General features: G+C 56.7%; 18 protein-coding genes. 16 read left to right on the forward strand and 2 right to left on the reverse strand.

Annotation, left to right across the window (positions count from 1 at the left end; all coding sequences use genetic code 11):
- Positions 1-231 precede the first annotated feature (231 nt).
- From M8013_RS02120 to ilvN, 5 genes are all read left to right on the forward strand, one after another.
- Complete coding sequence (locus tag M8013_RS02120) at positions 232-945, forward strand: hypothetical protein (RefSeq protein WP_271266184.1); 714 nt, start codon at positions 232-234, stop codon at positions 943-945.
- A 195-nt stretch (positions 946-1,140) separates the two neighbouring features.
- Complete coding sequence (locus M8013_RS02125) at positions 1,141-1,620, forward strand: Hcp family type VI secretion system effector (RefSeq protein WP_271266185.1); 480 nt, start codon at positions 1,141-1,143, stop codon at positions 1,618-1,620.
- A 106-nt stretch (positions 1,621-1,726) separates the two neighbouring features.
- The gene (gene ivbL / locus M8013_RS02130; protein WP_106995583.1) at positions 1,727-1,825 is read left to right on the forward strand and encodes an ilvB operon leader peptide IvbL; all 99 of its coding nucleotides are present in this window, start codon (positions 1,727-1,729) and stop codon (positions 1,823-1,825) included.
- Between the two features lie 101 nt (positions 1,826-1,926).
- Positions 1,927-3,615 (forward strand): acetolactate synthase large subunit, encoded by a 1,689-nt coding sequence (gene ilvB / locus M8013_RS02135; protein WP_271266186.1) that lies wholly within the window; start codon positions 1,927-1,929, stop codon positions 3,613-3,615.
- A gap of 3 nt (positions 3,616-3,618) precedes the next feature.
- Positions 3,619-3,906, forward strand: a complete 288-nt coding sequence (gene ilvN / locus M8013_RS02140) for an acetolactate synthase small subunit (protein ID WP_271266187.1) — start codon at positions 3,619-3,621, stop codon at positions 3,904-3,906.
- Position 3,907: 1 nt separating this feature from the next.
- On the opposite strand, the gene M8013_RS02145 is transcribed toward ilvN, so the two are convergent.
- Positions 3,908-4,699: a DeoR family transcriptional regulator gene (locus M8013_RS02145; protein WP_271266188.1), complete on the reverse strand. Its 792-nt coding sequence runs from the start codon at positions 4,697-4,699 to the stop codon at positions 3,908-3,910.
- A gap of 350 nt (positions 4,700-5,049) precedes the next feature.
- On the opposite strand from M8013_RS02145, the gene rbsK reads away from it, so the two are divergent.
- The 11 genes from rbsK (at position 5,050) to M8013_RS02200 (ending at position 15,912) form a co-directional block, all read left to right on the forward strand.
- On the forward strand, positions 5,050-5,970 hold the full coding sequence (rbsK, locus tag M8013_RS02150) for a ribokinase (RefSeq protein ID WP_271266189.1): 921 nt from the start codon (positions 5,050-5,052) through the stop codon (positions 5,968-5,970).
- Positions 5,971-5,996: 26 nt separating this feature from the next.
- On the forward strand, positions 5,997-7,313 hold the full coding sequence (fucP, locus tag M8013_RS02155) for an L-fucose:H+ symporter permease (RefSeq protein ID WP_271266190.1): 1,317 nt from the start codon (positions 5,997-5,999) through the stop codon (positions 7,311-7,313).
- 11 nt (positions 7,314-7,324) lie between these two features.
- Complete coding sequence (locus M8013_RS02160) at positions 7,325-8,335, forward strand: aldose 1-epimerase family protein (RefSeq protein WP_271266191.1); 1,011 nt, start codon at positions 7,325-7,327, stop codon at positions 8,333-8,335.
- 81 nt (positions 8,336-8,416) lie between these two features.
- Entirely contained in the window at positions 8,417-9,007 is a 591-nt protein-coding gene (uhpA, locus tag M8013_RS02165; protein WP_271266192.1) for a response regulator transcription factor UhpA, read from the forward strand.
- Complete coding sequence (gene uhpB / locus M8013_RS02170) at positions 9,007-10,506, forward strand: signal transduction histidine-protein kinase/phosphatase UhpB (protein WP_271266193.1); 1,500 nt, start codon at positions 9,007-9,009, stop codon at positions 10,504-10,506. The genes uhpA and uhpB overlap by 1 nt, the downstream gene beginning before the upstream one ends.
- Before the next feature lie 9 nt (positions 10,507-10,515).
- Complete coding sequence (gene uhpC, locus M8013_RS02175; RefSeq protein WP_271266194.1) at positions 10,516-11,844, forward strand: MFS transporter; 1,329 nt, start codon at positions 10,516-10,518, stop codon at positions 11,842-11,844.
- 144 nt (positions 11,845-11,988) lie between these two features.
- On the forward strand, positions 11,989-13,380 hold the full coding sequence (uhpT, locus tag M8013_RS02180) for a hexose-6-phosphate:phosphate antiporter (protein WP_271266195.1): 1,392 nt from the start codon (positions 11,989-11,991) through the stop codon (positions 13,378-13,380).
- Between the two features lie 111 nt (positions 13,381-13,491).
- Positions 13,492-13,944: a DUF1198 domain-containing protein gene (locus tag M8013_RS02185; RefSeq protein WP_271266196.1), complete on the forward strand. Its 453-nt coding sequence runs from the start codon at positions 13,492-13,494 to the stop codon at positions 13,942-13,944.
- 185 nt (positions 13,945-14,129) lie between these two features.
- Positions 14,130-15,320, forward strand: a complete 1,191-nt coding sequence (gene nepI, locus M8013_RS02190; protein WP_271266197.1) for a purine ribonucleoside efflux pump NepI — start codon at positions 14,130-14,132, stop codon at positions 15,318-15,320.
- 78 nt (positions 15,321-15,398) lie between these two features.
- Positions 15,399-15,671 carry a type II toxin-antitoxin system Phd/YefM family antitoxin gene (locus M8013_RS02195; protein ID WP_271266198.1) on the forward strand — a complete coding sequence of 91 codons (273 nt, stop codon included), beginning with the start codon at positions 15,399-15,401 and terminating at the stop codon, positions 15,669-15,671.
- A complete protein-coding gene (locus M8013_RS02200; RefSeq protein WP_271266199.1) occupies positions 15,646-15,912 on the forward strand; it encodes a Txe/YoeB family addiction module toxin in 267 nt (88 codons plus the stop codon). Before M8013_RS02195 ends, M8013_RS02200 begins: the two co-directional genes overlap by 26 nt.
- 1 nt (position 15,913) lies before the next feature.
- Here the strand turns inward: M8013_RS02200 and M8013_RS02205 are convergent, their stop codons facing one another.
- Positions 15,914-16,819, reverse strand: a complete 906-nt coding sequence (locus tag M8013_RS02205; protein ID WP_271266200.1) for a DMT family transporter — start codon at positions 16,817-16,819, stop codon at positions 15,914-15,916.
- Between the last annotated feature and the right edge of the window lie 204 nt (positions 16,820-17,023).

The following is a 17,023-nucleotide window of genomic DNA, read 5'->3' on the forward strand; positions in this document are numbered from 1 at the left end:
CAAAAAAATGCCTGTTGAATTATTAGCAAGTCAACGACACCCAATGCGTAAATTAATATAAGCTATCCATACCCCGTATATAAATAAACGTGTATCGTGCATAACCGTTATAAATAATAACTGGCTAACTTATTTCTTATATGAATATCTATCTTAATCAATCTCATTGGTTTGAATTACCCGGCTTTTCAATGTATATATCTATAACCGTAAATACTGTATGGATACATTATGCAAGCATCTGATTATTTAAAGATGAATTTCCAAAGTGACAGGCAGTTGGCTATTTATGGACAGCAAGGGGTTGCAGGGATATGGAAAGCATTAAAGGGGATCGGCTCTGATATTTACTCAGGCGTGGAGCGTGTAAGTTGGTACTCATCATGCGTAATCCCCATCTATCATGATGCATGTGATGAGCTTCTTGCAGAAGAAAAGAGAATGTATCTCTCTATTATGTCTCTTTATCGTTATCACGATGTCATTGCACACATGCTCTATCTTTATTTTGAACATGTTATTACCGATGCTGAAAATGGAAATGAACAACATCGCGTTCGTAAAATGGATTCAAAAGTAACCGGGCTTGTTAGAAGCATACCTACAAGCAAGGCAGCGCGTTTAGCTATAGCATGGGGGCTGGCAAAATCCCTTTCCGAATCTGGCCTACTCTCAGAAATCGTCATCGAACGCCTTGCTCGCCGCGTACCTAACGTCGTGATGGCACTGCAACTGATTGGCACGGAACAGAAGTGCGCTCTTGCTGCCCGTCGCCTGAAAACGTTGGACCCTGAGTATTACGCTACCCTCTATGCCGCACAACTGGAGATGCTTTACTACTTTTCTGAGCCTTTCCTGTCTGAACTCATTACGAAAGTGCAAATGGGATTCTATAAGGATTTCGAGGAAATTTCTAACGACTTAAAGGACAAGGAGCATGTTTAAGAGTCTGCTATCAATTCTATTTTCAGATATTTTATTCCCTGTTTATATTTTTGCGTGCGCCTCTTTGTTTCTGTGGTTGGTGCCCGACCACTGGGTATTACTCACGTTCATCGCTATCGTAGTGTTTATTATTGTTCATCCGATAATTTTCGGCCGATTTGATAAGTACGATTGAATATTAAAAAAGGAGTTTTTATGGCAAACCCGGCTTATTTGTTTCTGACTGATGAAAATGGTTCTCCCATGATTGGCCCTTGCCTTGTGTCAGGGCGTGAAGGTGTAATTGAAATAAAATCCTTCACTCATAATGTCAATATCCCCGTCAACGGGAATACCGGCAAATTGACGGGTACGCGCATACACATGCCCGTGATGTTTCAGAAGGAATTTGATCGTGTAACCCCTTTCCTGTTTCGGGCTCTGAGTACGGGGAGAACGCTCCAGTCAGCCACCGTTAAGATGTATCAGATTAATGAGGCTGGTTTAGAAGAGGAATATTTTAATATCATCCTTGAGAATGTGAAAATAACCTCAATCACACCAGATCTGTATCCAGGCGCAAACACCGGAACACACCTTGAAACGGTTCTCATACGTTATGAGAAAATCACCTGGAAGCATTGCGACGGCAATGTCATCTATAGTGACTCCTGGAATGAGCGAGCAACGTACTGAAACGTGATCCCTGACGCATTTTTACGCAGATGAAAATAATTCCATTGTCAGGTCTGAAAACCTGTGTTTGTATAAATCCACTCAATGATTCCAGAACAGGTTCCTAATGAACGCTTCCCTGCTGACTTCGACCCTACTAAAAACTGCGCACCCAGCCGCAGTGGTCGTCGTACGTGTGGTGGTGGTCGTCGGCAATGCGCCGTAGGGACTGAATCAACACACGATTCCAAACCCCGCCGGCGCAAACCGGCGGGGTTTTTAGTTTAAGCCTCCCGGAAAGTCGGCCCAGAATAAAAGGACTGGAGCATGGCAAGTTCGGGCACAACATCCAATAAGACGCGTTTTACTGGCGCGCAGTTAATCGTTCATTTACTGGAACGTCAGGGCATTACCATTGTTGCGGGTATTCCTGGCGGAACGGTACTTCCCCTGTACGACGCCTTAAGTCAGAGCACGCAGATCCGCCATGTGCTGGCGCGTCACGAACAGGGTGCGGGCTTTATCGCCCAGGGCATGGCGCGCACCGAGGGCAAACCGGCAGTCTGTATGGCCTGTAGCGGGCCGGGGGCCACCAACCTGGTGACCGCCATCGCCGATGCGCGTCTCGATTCCATCCCGTTAGTCTGCATTACCGGCCAGGTACCGGCCTCGATGATCGGCACCGACGCGTTCCAGGAAGTAGACACCTACGGCATCTCTATCCCCATCACCAAGCACAACTATTTAGTGCGCGATATCAGCGAATTACCGCAGGTTATCAGCGATGCGTTCCGCATTGCGCAGTCCGGCCGTCCAGGCCCGGTGTGGATAGACATTCCTAAGGATGTGCAGACCGCTGAGATTGAGATCGACGTCTTGCCGGAGCCGGGCACCCGCGCGCCCTCGCCGGAATTCAGCGTTGAGCGCGTGCGCGAAGCCGCGGCAATGATCAACGCCGCAGCGCGCCCGGTACTGTATCTCGGCGGTGGGGTGATCGATGCGCCTGACGCGGTGCGCACGCTGGCCGAAAAAGCCAACCTGCCCACCACCATGACCCTGATGGCGCTGGGCATGCTGCCAAAAGCGCACCCGCTGTCGCTGGGGATGCTCGGGATGCACGGCGCGCGCAGCACCAACTTTATTCTGCAGGAAGCGGATTTACTGATTGTTCTCGGGGCACGTTTTGATGACCGGGCGATTGGCAAAACCGAGCAGTTCTGCCCCAATGCCAAAATCATCCACGTGGATATCGACCGCGCGGAGCTGGGCAAAATCAAGCAGCCGCACGTCGCTATTCAGGGCGATGTCAACGAGGTGCTGGCCCAGCTGCTGCCGCAGATTGAAGCCACCCCGCGCACGGCGTGGCGCCAGCAGGTGAGCGGATTGCAGCAGGAGTTCCCGGGGGCGATCCCCACCGAAGGCGACCCGCTGAGCCATTACGGGCTGATCAACGCCGTCGCCGCCTGCGTGGACGACAGCGCTATCATCACCACCGACGTGGGCCAGCATCAGATGTGGACCGCACAGGCCTATCCCCTGAACCGTCCGCGCCAGTGGCTGACGTCCGGCGGGCTGGGCACGATGGGCTTTGGCCTGCCTGCTGCCGTCGGCGCGGCGCTGGCGAACCCGGATCGCAAGGTTATCTGTTTCTCAGGTGACGGCAGCCTGATGATGAACATTCAGGAGATGGCGACCGCGGCAGAAAACCAGCTGGACGTGAAAATCATCCTGATGAACAACGAAGCGCTGGGGCTGGTGCATCAGCAGCAAAGCCTGTTCTACAAGCAGGGCGTGTTTGCCGCGACCTATCCAGGAACGATCAACTTTATGCAAATTGCCGCCGGGTTTGGCCTGCACACCTGCGATTTAAATGCCGAAGAGGATGCGCATGCCGCACTGCAGGCGGCGATCTCACGCCCGGGTCCGGCGCTGATCCACGTGCGTATCGATCCACAACAAAAAGTCTATCCAATGGTTCCGCCGGGTGCGGCCAATACTGAAATGGTGGGGGAATAAGCCATGCAGAAGCAACATGATAACGTCATTCTGGAACTCACCGTCCGCAACCACCCTGGCGTCATGACCCACGTCTGCGGGCTCTTTGCCCGCCGGGCGTTTAACGTCGAAGGCATTTTGTGTCTGCCGATTCAGGGGAGCGAGCACAGCCGCATCTGGCTGCTGGTGAGTGATGACCAGCGGCTGGAGCAGATGATGGCTCAGATCGACAAGCTGGAAGACGTGGTGAAAGTGGTGCGTAACCAGTCCGACCCGACCATGTTTAACAAAATCGCGGTGTTCTTCGAGTAACCTACTCGCTGGCGGAATCCGGGGTGATGACTTTGACGAACCCGTTCCGGCAGTGCGCCGGGTAATCTGCCGGCAGCGGACGGTCGCTGATCAGCACATCAAAGGCGGATAGCGGCCCGATGCTGGCGGAGGCCACCTCATCAAACAGGGCATAGCGCGCCAGCAGGATTTTACGCAGTCCGTGCTGGATGGCCTTGCGTTTGGTGGCGAGGTCGTCCGGGTTAAACCAGGTCACGCCGTAGTGTTCATGCACGCCGCTGGCGGAGATAAACGCCTTACGCGGGTTCAGTGAGTCGAGCACCGACGGATTGCTGGTGTCATAGAAGGCATCGCTCTTCGCCCGGTAGGTGCCGCCGCACAGGATGGCGGTGGCATTCGGTTTTTCATTGAGCGCGACAAACACCCGATGCGAGTAGCAGATCCCGGTAAAGGTAATGTCATCCGGGATCATGCTAATCACCAGCGGCATCTCCGGGCCATTATCGAAAAACACTAAATCATTTTCCGCCACCATCCCGGCGGCCAAAATCGCCATCGGCAGATCGTCAGGATGATGCGTCTGGCTGCGTACCGGCTGCGCGGTGGGGGCGGTCGCGGGCTTGTTGACCATCACGATATAGCCGCCCAGCAGCGTTAATGGCAGCACCATCTCCTGATTGTCGGGGCTCAGGTCGCGACGAATGGTCATCACCGACACCTCCAGCATCCGGGCGGCCTCTTTCAGGTGAATGCGGTCGGTTTTCTTCAGCAGTTCAACCAGACGCCGGATTCGTTCTTTTTGTTTTGTTTCCATTCACCTTCTCCGCTACTGCACTGTTCGATGTTTCTTAAATAACATTCATGGTGCGTACGAAACATTTTTGCCGCGCCATACTATACTGCCGGGCGTCCTTAAAGAAAAGCCACATTACGCACTGTGTTATCATTATAACACTCTGTATTTCATCGTTTTATGTGGTTTGATCACGCTTTATTATCATTGGGGCCTACAGAAAAATAGCTGAACACGCAAATTGGGTGGTGAAACAATAAACAATCATGAGGATTGTCTAATCGCGATCGCAGTCACAAATGATACGGAAATAACATGATAATGTTACGATAATATCATTGTTATGTGATTGTTTCAGAGAGGTAGTAAACATGGATATCGCGGTTATCGGCTCCAACATGGTGGATCTCATCACTTATATCAACGAGATGCCGAAAGAGGGTGAAACGCTTGAAGCACCGGCCTTTAAAATTGGCTGTGGCGGCAAAGGGGCCAATCAGGCGGTAGCGGCAGCCAAGCTGAATTCAAAGGTGATGATGCTGACCAAAGTCGGCGACGATATTTTTGCCGATAACACGATCCGTAATCTGGAGTCCTGGGGCATCAATACCACCTACGTGGAAAAAGTGCCCTGCACCAGCAGCGGCGTGGCACCGATTTTTGTGAATGCCAGTTCCAGCAACAGTATTCTGATCGTTAAAGGGGCCAATAAATTCCTGTCGCCGGAAGATATCGATCGCGCGGCCGACGATCTTAAAAAATGTCAGCTTATTGTCTTACAGCTTGAAGTGCAGTTGGAAACCGTTTATCACGCCATTGAATTTGGTAAGAAACACGGTATTCAGGTGTTATTAAATCCGGCCCCGGCACTGCGTGAATTAGACATGTCTTATGCCTGTAAATGTGATTTCTTTGTTCCCAATGAAACCGAGCTGGAAATTCTGACCGGAATGCCGGTCAATACCTACGAGAATATTTGTCTCGCCGCGCGCTCGCTTGTCGATAAAGGGCTAAATAATATTATTGTCACCATGGGCGAAAAAGGCGCGTTGTGGATGACCCGCGATCGGGAAGTTATGGTTCCGGCATTTAAAGTGAATGCCATCGATACCAGCGGCGCAGGCGATGCCTTTATCGGCTGCTTCGCGCACTACTATGTCCAGAGCGGCGATGTCGAAGCCGCCATGAAAAAAGCCTCTTTCTTTGCCGCGTTTAGCGTCACCGGAAAAGGAACGCAATCTTCTTACCCCAGCATTGAACAATTCAACGAATTTGTTTCGATGAACGAATAAAACCCTGCACACTAAAAGGTAGCACTATGAACGATAAAAATATCATTCAGATGCCTGACGGCTATCTGAATAAAACTCCTCTGTTCCAGTTTATTTTGTTATCCTGTTTATTCCCGTTATGGGGATGCGCTGCGGCATTAAATGATATATTAATTACGCAGTTTAAAAGTGTATTTGCCCTCAGCAATTTTGCCTCTGCGCTGGTGCAAAGTGCTTTTTATGGCGGTTATTTCCTGATCGCTATTCCCGCATCTCTGGTAATTAAAAAGAGCAGCTATAAAATCGCGATACTCATGGGGCTGACGCTCTATATCGTCGGCTGTACGCTCTTTTTCCCTGCCTCGCACATGGCAACCTACACCATGTTCCTGGCGGCGATTTTCGCCATTGCCATCGGCCTGAGTTTCCTGGAAACCGCAGCCAATACCTATAGCTCGATGCTGGGCCCGAAAGCCCAGGCCACGCTGCGTCTTAACGTCAGCCAGACCTTCTACCCTATCGGCGCGGTGGCCGGGATTTTGCTGGGTAAATATCTGGTCTTTTCCGAAGGCGACAGCCTCGAGAAGCAGATGGCCGGGATGAACGCCGAGCAAATCCATCAGTTTAAAATCCTGATGCTGGATAACACCCTCGAACCCTACAAGTACATGATTATGGTGCTGGTTGTGGTGATGGTGCTGTTCCTGCTGACCCGCTTCCCGACCTGCAAAGTGGCGGCCGCCCCAGAACGTAAACGCCCGTCGGCAATGGAGACGCTGCGCTATCTGGCGGCCAACCCGCGCTTTCGTCGCGGCATCATGGCGCAGTTCCTGTACGTCGGGATGCAGGTGGCGGTCTGGTCATTCACCATCCGACTGGCGCTGGAGCTGGGCGATATTAACGAGCGCGACGCCTCCAACTTTATGGTGTACAGCTTCATCTGCTTCTTCATCGGCAAATTTATCGCCAACATTCTGATGACCCGCTTCAACCCGGAAAAAGTGCTGATCCTCTATTCGGTGATCGGTGCCCTGCTGCTGGTCTACGTGGCGCTGGCCCCGAGTTTCAGTGCGGTGTATGCGGCGGTGCTGGTGAGCATTCTGTTTGGACCCTGCTGGGCGACCATCTATGCCGGAACCCTGGACACGGTGGATAACGAGCACACCGAGATGGCGGGCGCGGTGATCGTGATGGCGATTGTGGGCGCGGCGGTGGTGCCTGCGGTGCAGGGGTATGTCGCTGACCTGGTCCATTCGTTACAGGCCTCTTTCCTGGTGTCGATGCTGTGCTTCGTCTATGTCGGCGTCTACTTCTGGCGTGAAAGCAAAGTACGTCGTGAGCTGACCGCAGCCACCGCGTCCTGAGGAGAACCGTTATGACCCGTATCACCCTGTGGCGCACGCTGTTTAATGAACAGCCGCGCACCTTACTGGAAAATGACGACTTCACGGTGACGGCGTTTCGCTACGCCAGCGGCGTGGAAGGGCTGCGCGTGCAGAACGCCCGCGGGCATCTGGTGATCCTCCCCTGGCTGGGGCAGATGATCTGGGATGCCGAGTTCGACGGCCGCGATCTGACCATGAAGAACATGTTCAGCCAGCCGTTACCGGCAAAAGAGGTGGTCGCCACTTACGGCTGCTTCGCATTTCACTCCGGGCTGCTGGCCAACGGCTGCCCTGCGCCCGAAGATACGCACCCGCTGCATGGCGAAATGCCGTGTGCGCCGATGGACGACGCCTGGCTCGAGCTGGAGGGCGACAGCCTGCGCATCGGCGGGCGCTATGAGTATGTGATGGGATTCGGTCATCATTATCAGGCGCAGCCGTCGGTGACGCTGCATAAAGACAGCGCCCTGTTCGACATCGCCATGACGGTGACCAATCTGGCCTCGGTGCCGATGCCGCTACAGTACATGTGCCACATGAACTATGCCTACGTTGAAGGGGCCTCGTTCAGCCAGAACATCCCGGATGAGGCTATCCGGCTGCGCGAATCGATCCCGGCGCATGTAAAGCCAACCGAACAGTGGCTGGCATTTAATCAGCGTCTGCAGCAGGGCGAAGCCTCGCTGAAGGTGCTGGATGCGCCACAGTATTACGATCCGGAGATTGTCTTTTTTGCCGATCGCCTCGATCGCTACACTGAAACGCCGGAATTTCGGATGATCGCCCCCGATGGCGTCACGTTCGTCACCCGTTTTGCCAGCGCGGAGCTGAACTACGCCACCCGCTGGATCCTCTATAACGGCGATCAGCGTGTGGCGGCGTTCGCACTGCCGGCCACCTGCCGCCCGGAAGGCTTCCTGGCAGCGCAGAGCAGCGGCAGTTTGATCGAACTGGCACCGTCCGCGACGCGTCACTTCAGGGTAACCACCGGCATCCTCTGACGGCGAAAATCGTTCACAGCTTGAACAGCAGCGCGCTTATCGCTAAGGTAAGCGCGTTTTTCATCCCGCCAGGACCGCACCATGACCACCATCGCCCTTATCGACGATCACCTTATCGTCCGCTCTGGATTTGCCCAGCTTCTGAGCCTGGAGCCTGACTTTCAGGTGGTGGCCGAATTTGGCTCCGGTCGCGAGGCGCTCGCGGGGCTGCCGGGGCGCGGGGTGCAGGTGTGCATCTGCGATATCTCGATGCCGGATCTCTCCGGGCTGGAGCTGCTCAGCCAGCTGCCGAAGGGGATGGCAACGATAATGCTGTCGGTCCACGACAGCCCGGCGCTGGTGGAGCAAGCACTGAACGCCGGGGCGCGCGGTTTTCTCTCGAAACGCTGTAGCCCGGACGAGCTGATCGCCGCCGTGCGTACCGTGGCGACCGGCGGCTGCTATCTGACGCCGGACATCGCCATCAAGCTGGCGGCCGGACGCCAGGATCCGCTGACGAAGCGCGAACGCCAGGTGGCCGAAAAGCTGGCCCAGGGGATGGCGGTGAAAGAGATCGCCGTCGAGCTTGGCCTGTCACCGAAAACCGTTCACGTTCATCGCGCCAACCTGATGGAAAAACTCGGCGTCAGCAACGACGTCGAACTGGCCCGCCGCATGTTTGACGGCTGGTAATGAACCCCTTCTTCTCCCGGCTGGTGGCGGTGGTCGCCAGTTTCTTTATCTTCTCTGCCGCGTGGTTTTGCCTGTGGAGCATCAGCCTGCACCTGGTCGAACGCCCGGAGCTGGCGGTGCTGCTGTTCCCGTTTGGCCTGCGGCTGGGGCTGATGCTGCAATGCCCGCGCGGCTACTGGCCGGTTTTACTCGGAGCAGAGTGGCTGATGCTGGTCTGGCTGGCGCAGGAAGTGGCGCTGGCGCATCTGCCAATATTGATGACCGGAAGCGTGCTGACGCTGCTCCCGGTGGCGCTGATCTCCCGCTATCGTCACCAGCGCGACTGGCGCACCTTGCTGTGGCAGGGCGCTGCGTTAATCGCCGCCGCGCTGCTGCAATCGCTGGCGTGGATCAACCAGCCGGAGGCCTTCAACGCCCTGCTGCTGACCCTGACCGGCGGGCTGACGCTGGCCCCGACCTGTCTGGTTATCTGGCACTATCTCACCAGCACCGTCTGGCAACCGCTGGGGCCGGGGCTGGTCTCACAGCCGGTGAACTGGCGCGCCCGCCATCTTGTTGGCTACGTGCTGCTGTTTGTGGTCAGCCTATGGCTGCAGCTGGGGCTCCCCTCTGAGCTTTCCCGTTTTACCCCGTTCTGCCTGGCGCTGCCGATTATTGCCCTCGCCTGGCATTACGGCTGGCAGGGCGCGCTGATCGCCACCCTGATGAATGCCATTGCGCTGATCGCCAGCCAGACCTGGCACGACCATCCGGTCGATTTGCTGCTGTCGCTGCTGGCGCAGAGTCTCACCGGGCTGCTGCTCGGAGCGGGGATCCAGCGCCTGCGCGAGCTCAACCAGTCCCTGCAAACCGAGCTGGCGCGCAACCGCCGTCTGGCCGAGCGGCTGCTGGAGACTGAAGAGCATGTCCGCCGGGAGGTGGCGCGCGAACTGCATGACGATATCGGCCAGACCATCACCGCTATTCGCACCCAGGCGGGCATCGTTCAGCGTCTGGCACCGGGAAATGCGGGCGTAAAGCAGGGCGGGGCGCACATCGAACAGCTTTCTCTCGGGGTGTATGACTCGGTCCGCCGTCTGCTGGGGCGGTTGCGCCCGCGCCAGCTGGACGATCTCTCCCTTGAGCAGGCGGTACGTTCCCTGATGCGCGAGATGGAGCTGGAAAGCCGCGGTATCGTCAGCCATCTTGACTGGCATATCGACGAGACAACGCTGAGCGAGGGCCAGCGCGTCACCCTGTTCCGCGTCTGCCAGGAAGGGCTGAATAATGTCGTCAAGCACGCCAGCGCCAGCGCGGTGACGCTGCAGGGCTGGCAGCAGGATGACCGGCTGATGCTGCTGCTGGAGGATGACGGCTGCGGTCTGCCGCCCGGCTCCGGCCAGCAGGGCTTTGGTCTGGCGGGGATGCGCGAGCGCGTGACGGCGCTGGGCGGCACGCTGGCTATCTCCTGCACCCACGGCACCCGCGTCAGCGTCAGCCTGCCACGACGTAATGCATAAGGACCCGCCATGCTGCGCTTTCTGAAAACCCCCGTCAGTGCCGTGCCGCTTGGCGACAAGGCTGAAATCGACGCCCGCTATCGCTACTGGCGGCGGCATATTTTGCTCACCATCTGGCTCGGCTACGCGCTGTTCTATTTCACCCGCAAAAGCTTTAACGCCGCCGCCCCGGAAATTCTTGCCAGCGGGGTGATGACCCGCACCGATATCGGCCTGCTGGCGACGCTGTTTTACATCACCTACGGCCTGTCGAAGTTTCTGTCCGGGATCGTCAGCGACCGCTCCAATGCCCGTTATTTCATGGGCTTTGGGCTGATCGCCACCGGGGTGGTCAACATCCTGTTCGGCTTCTCTACCTCGCTGTGGGCCTTTGCCGTGCTGTGGGCGCTGAACGCCTTTTTCCAGGGCTGGGGGTCGCCGGTCTGCGCCCGCCTGCTGACCAGCTGGTATTCGCGCACCGAGCGCGGCGGCTGGTGGGCGCTCTGGAACACGGCGCATAACGTCGGTGGGGCGCTGATCCCGATCGTCGTTGGTGCGGCGGCGCTGCACTACGGCTGGCGGGTGGGGATGATGATTGCCGGTAGTCTGGCGATCCTCGCCGGGCTGTTTTTGTGCTGGCGCTTGCGCGACAGGCCGCAAACTGTCGGCCTGCCGCCGATTGGCGACTGGCGGCACGACGAGCTGGAGATTGCTCAGCAGCAGGAAGGCGAGGGACTGACGCGGCGGGAAATCCTCACCAAATACGTGCTGCTGAACCCGTATATCTGGCTGCTGTCCCTGTGCTACGTGCTGGTGTACATCGTGCGCGCGGCGATCAACGATTGGGGCAATCTGTACATGTCCGAGACGCTGGGCGTCGATCTGGTCACCGCCAACTCGGCGGTGTCGATGTTTGAGCTGGGCGGATTTATCGGTGCATTAGTGGCCGGCTGGGGCTCGGACAAGCTGTTCAACGGCAACCGTGGGCCGATGAACCTGATTTTTGCCGCCGGGATTTTGCTCTCGGTCGGTTCCCTGTGGCTGATGCCCTTCGCCAGCTACGTGATGCAGGCGGCCTGCTTCTTCACCACCGGATTTTTCGTGTTTGGCCCGCAGATGCTGATTGGCATGGCGGCGGCGGAGTGCTCGCACAAAGAGGCGGCGGGTGCGGCGACGGGATTTGTCGGCCTGTTCGCCTACCTGGGCGCATCGCTTTCCGGCTGGCCGCTGGCGCGGGTGATCGACATCTGGCACTGGAGCGGATTCTTCGCGGTGATCGCCATCGCGGCGGGTATTTCTGCCCTGCTGCTGCTGCCGTTCCTCAACGCTCAGACCCCTCGCGAGGTCAGTGAAGCGTGATGCACCTCACTCTTTTGCTCCGAGTGGGGCAAAACTAAGATATTTTCCCGGTTCCGCCTGGACGCTGTCTCAGGCGGCGCGCCCGGCTGATTTTTACAATGCCTGCCATTCGCAGGTATAAAAATCAGCTCAGGAGCAACCAACATGCTGGCCTTCCTCAACCAGGTGCGCAAGCCGACCCTGGATCTGCCGCTCGATGTGCGGCGCAAAATGTGGTTCAAACCGTTCATGCAGTCGTATCTGGTGGTCTTCATCGGCTACCTGACCATGTATCTGATCCGCAAAAACTTTAACATCGCCCAGAACGACATGATCTCCACCTACGGGCTGAGCATGACCCAGCTGGGGATGATTGGCCTCGGTTTCTCCATCACCTACGGCGTGGGTAAAACCCTGGTGTCGTACTACGCGGACGGTAAAAACACCAAGCAGTTCCTGCCGTTTATGCTGATCCTCTCCGCGATTTGTATGCTTGGCTTCAGCGCCAGCATGGGCACGGGCTCGGTCAGCCTGTTTATGATGATCGCCTTCTACGCGCTGAGCGGTTTCTTCCAGAGTACCGGCGGGTCGTGCAGCTACTCGACCATCACCAAATGGACTCCGCGCCGCAAGCGCGGTTCGTACCTGGGCATGTGGAACATCTCCCACAACCTTGGCGGTGCGGGTGCGGCTGGCGTGGCGTTGTTCGGGGCCAATTTCCTGTTCGACGGTCACGTGATCGGCATGTTTATCTTCCCGTCGATCATCGCCCTGGTGGTCGGTTTTATCGGCCTGCGCTTCGGCAGCGACTCCCCGGAATCTTACGGCCTCGGCAAAGCGGAAGAGCTGTTTGACGAAGAGATCAGCGAAGAGGACAAAGAGACCGAAGAAAACGACATGACCAAATGGCAGATCTTCGTCGAATACGTGCTGAAGAATAAGGTCATCTGGCTGCTATGCTTCTCCAATATCTTCCTGTACGTGGTGCGTATCGGTATCGATCAGTGGTCAACCGTCTACGCCTTCCAGGAGCTGAAGCTCTCCAAAGAGGTGGCGATCCAGGGCTTTACCCTGTTTGAAGTGGGCGCGCTGGTCGGCACATTGCTGTGGGGCTGGCTGTCGGATCTGGCCAACGGTCGTCGGGCACTGGTGGCCTGCGTGGCGCTGGCATTGATTATCGCCACCCTCGGCGTTTACCAGCATGCCAGCAATCAGTATGTCTACCTGATGTCGCTGTTTGCGCTCGGCTTCCTGGTGTTTGGCCCACAGCTGCTGATTGGCGTGGCCGCCGTCGGCTTTGTGCCGAAAAAAGCGATCGGCGCTGCCGATGGGATTAAAGGCACCTTCGCCTATCTGATCGGCGACAGCTTCGCCAAGCTGGGACTGGGGATGATTGCCGACGGTACGCCAATCTTTGGCCTCACCGGCTGGGCGGGCACTTTTGCTGCGCTGGACGCCGCCGCCATTGCCTGTATCTGTCTGATGGCGATGGTTGCAGTGCTCGAAGAGCGCAAAATCCGTCGCGAAAAACGTCTGCGTCAGTTACACGCTGCCTGAGTGCACAGGTGATGTTTTGCCCGGCCTCGTGCCGGGTTTTTTTATGCCCAATGCTTCTGTTGACGCACGGCATTTCCCGATATCATGAGCCGCTATATTTAAGGAGAATTCATGGTCTGGATTATGCTGGCTACGCTTGCCGTGGTGTTTGTGGTGGGCTTTCGCGTCATGACGTCGGGACCCCGACGTGCTATTCGTCGTCTTAGCGAGCGTCTGGGTATTACCCCGGTTTCTGTGGAATCGATGATCGACCAGTTTGGTAAAAGTGCGGGCAATGAGTTTATCCACTACCTTGAACGCCCGGACGAGTCTCACCTGCAAAACGCCGCCCAGGTGCTGCTGATCTGGCAGGTATGCATTGTCGACAGCAGTGAAAACAACCTGCTGAGCTGGTATCGACTGCTGCGCAAAGCGCGGCTGGCCGCGCCGATCACCGACGCCCAGATCCGCATGGCGCTTGGCTTTATGCGCGATATGGAGCCCGATCCGTTTGAGTTCAACGCTTTTCAGTTGCGCTATAACCAGCTTTTCCTGCCGGAAGAGGGCGTTTTCTACCTGCACTGATATCAGCCCGCTCGCGGGTGCGTCTTTGCCCGGTGGCGCTGCGCTTACCGGGCCTACGGGACACGCAGGCCGGTGCAAGCGCAGCGCCGCCCGGCAAAAAGAAAAGTTGTCAAAACGTTAAATTCGTCACAATTTTGGTGGTAAACTGCGCGGCTTTCCCGCTCAGTTTCTCCCCAGGTGACGCCATGACAGAACAGATCCACTCCGCCCCTTCGCCCCATGCCAAAGCGGCATCGCGGCCTAACTGGTCGGCGGTTTTTTCCGTGGCGTTCTGCGTCGCCTGTCTGATTACCGTGGAGTTTTTGCCGGTCAGCCTGCTGACGCCGATGGCCCAGGACCTGGGGATCTCCGAAGGTTTAGCGGGCCAGTCGGTGACCGTTACCGCCTTTGTCGCCATGTTTGCCAGCCTGTTTATCACCCAGGTGATTGGCACCACCGATCGTCGTAAAGTGGTGATCTTCTTTTCAGTCCTTCTGACCCTCTCCTGCCTGCTGGTCTCGTTTGCCAATAGCTTTGCGCTGTTGCTGCTGGGCCGCGCCTGTCTGGGACTGGGGCTCGGCGGATTCTGGGCGATGTCGGCGTCACTGACCATGCGGCTGGTGCCGGCGCGCACGGTGCCGAAAGCCCTGTCGGTGATTTTTGGTGCCGTCTCCATTGCGCTGGTGATCGCCGCGCCGCTGGGCAGCTTCCTTGGGGGCATCATTGGCTGGCGCAACGTCTTTAACGGCGCTGCGGTGATGGGCGTGCTGTGCATCCTGTGGGTGTGGAAAGCGCTGCCGTCGCTGCCGGGCGAAGCCGCGCATCACAAACAGAACATGTTCAGCCTGCTGAAACGCCCCGGCGTGCTGGCGGGCATGTCGGCTATCTTTTTGGCCTTCGCCGGGCAGTTTGCCTTCTTTACCTATATCCGCCCGGTGTTTACGACCCTGGCCGGGTTTGACGTCGATGGCCTGACGCTGGTGCTGTTAAGCTTCGGTATCGCCAGCTTTGTCGGCACGTCGCTGTCGGCACAGTTCCTGAAACGCTCGCTGAAGTTTGTGCTGGCGGGTGCGCCGCTGGTGCTGGCCATCAGCGCCGTGGTGCTGATCCTGTGGGGGAGCGACAAGTGGGTGGCGACGGCGATCGCGATTATCTGGGGCTTTGCCTTTGCGCTGATCCCGGTGGGCTGGTCGACGTGGATCACCCGAAACCTTGCCGATCAGGCGGAAAAAGCCGGTTCCATTCAGGTGGCGGTGATCCAGCTGGCGAACACCTGCGGGGCGGCGGTGGGCGGCGTGGCGCTCGACCATCTGGGACTGACGTCACCGCTGGTGATTTCCGGCACCCTGATGCTGATCACCGGGCTGCTGGTGGCGGTTAAGGTGAAGGCGCAGTAAGGGCTAGCTCGCGACGCATTGGTTGATAATTCATCGCTTGCTCATTATACTTGTACCGTAACTTGTACAGGAGGAAGTATGCAGGTTGTCACCTTTACCGATGCACGTAGCCGACTCAAAGACGTGCTGGACGATGTGAACGAGAATGTAGAAACGACCATCATTAGCCGTCGTAACGGTGGGGATGCGGTTGTGATGTCTCTTCAGCACTACAACTCATTGATGGAAACTATCCATCTGATGAGTTCACCTACCAATGCCAGCCGACTGATGGAGTCAATCGCTCAGGCCAACAGCGGGAAAACCACACAGAGGGATCTGATGAATGACCAGGCTACTCATTTGGACTGACCACGGTTGGGACGATTACCTGTGGTGGCAGGAGCAAGACAGGAAGACGCTTCGCAGAATCAACAACCTTATTGAAGATGCGAAGCGTCAACCCTTCGACGGGCTGGGTAAGCCGGAACCGCTTAAAGGTAATCTTTCAGGTTACTGGTCTCGCCGTATTAACGACACCGACCGTTTGGTTTATGGCGTGACGGATAGCGGCCTCACCCTTTTGATGTGTCGTTATCACTATCATTCCTGAATCACACTGATGTCTGAACCTTTCTGCGCGAATCCATCGAAATCAGTACCACCGACGACACAATCAACAGCGTGCCCAGCCAGTCCGGTAGGGTAAACGCCACGCCGAGCAACATCACCGACAGCAGGGCGCTGCTCAGTGGTTCGGCGCAGCTCAGAATGCTCGCTTTCGGGCCGCCAATCATCTGCGCACCTTTCAGATACAGGCTGAAGGTCACCGACGTGCCGATCACCACCAGATAGAAAAACGCCAGCAGCAGGCTGCCGTCGACCACGAAGGTGGTGTCACGTCCGGCATAAAATGGCGTCAGCATTAATCCGGCCAGCAGCATACTCCAGCCGACAATCGGCAAGGTGCCGTAGCGAGCGATCAGCGTCGACGGGTAGGTGGTGTAAAACGCCGCCGCGAAGGCAGAGGCGATGCCCCAGCAGAGTGCGGCAGGGGATATGGTCAGCGAGGTCGGATCGCCGTGGGTGACCAGTAAAAAGGTGCCAATAAGCGAGGTCATGATCGCCGCCAGCACAAAGATCCCCGGGCGCTTTTGACGCGCCAGCGCGAACCACGCCACGATAATGGTCGGCGACAGGAACTGCAGCACGGTGGCGGTGGCGGCGTTGGATTTTTCGATGGTGACCAGGAACGTGAGCTGGACGATCAGCGCCCCGAACAGGGAAAAAATCAGCAGGCTGATGGCGTCTTTACGATTTTTGATGACCGAGAAAATCTTGTCACCGTGTACGAACGACAAGGTCAGCAGGATCACTCCGGCAAACAGCAGACGAACCATGGTGAGATACGGCGAGGAGATATGGCTCTTCTCCATGATGTACTGCGCGCAAACCCCTGAGCTGCCCCATAAAATGGCGGCGATCAGGACGTTTAACATCCCTTTACGTGTAGAACCCATGTTCTCCCCTGTTATGTGTTGGCGTATTTTTCGGCCAACAGCATATCATGGGTCTTGTCGGGTGGCGTGCGGTCTGGTGCCCTCACCCCGGCCCTCTCCCACTGTACAGACTGGGGACATAGTGAACGCTTGTTCGGGGACATGGTAGACACTTACAACTAAGGCATAAGAACCCGTATATGGAGTCGCTTATGCCGTGGGATG

The organism is Silvania confinis, from assembly GCF_025564085.1.
Taxonomy (GTDB): Bacteria; Pseudomonadota; Gammaproteobacteria; order Enterobacterales; family Enterobacteriaceae; genus Enterobacter; species Enterobacter confinis.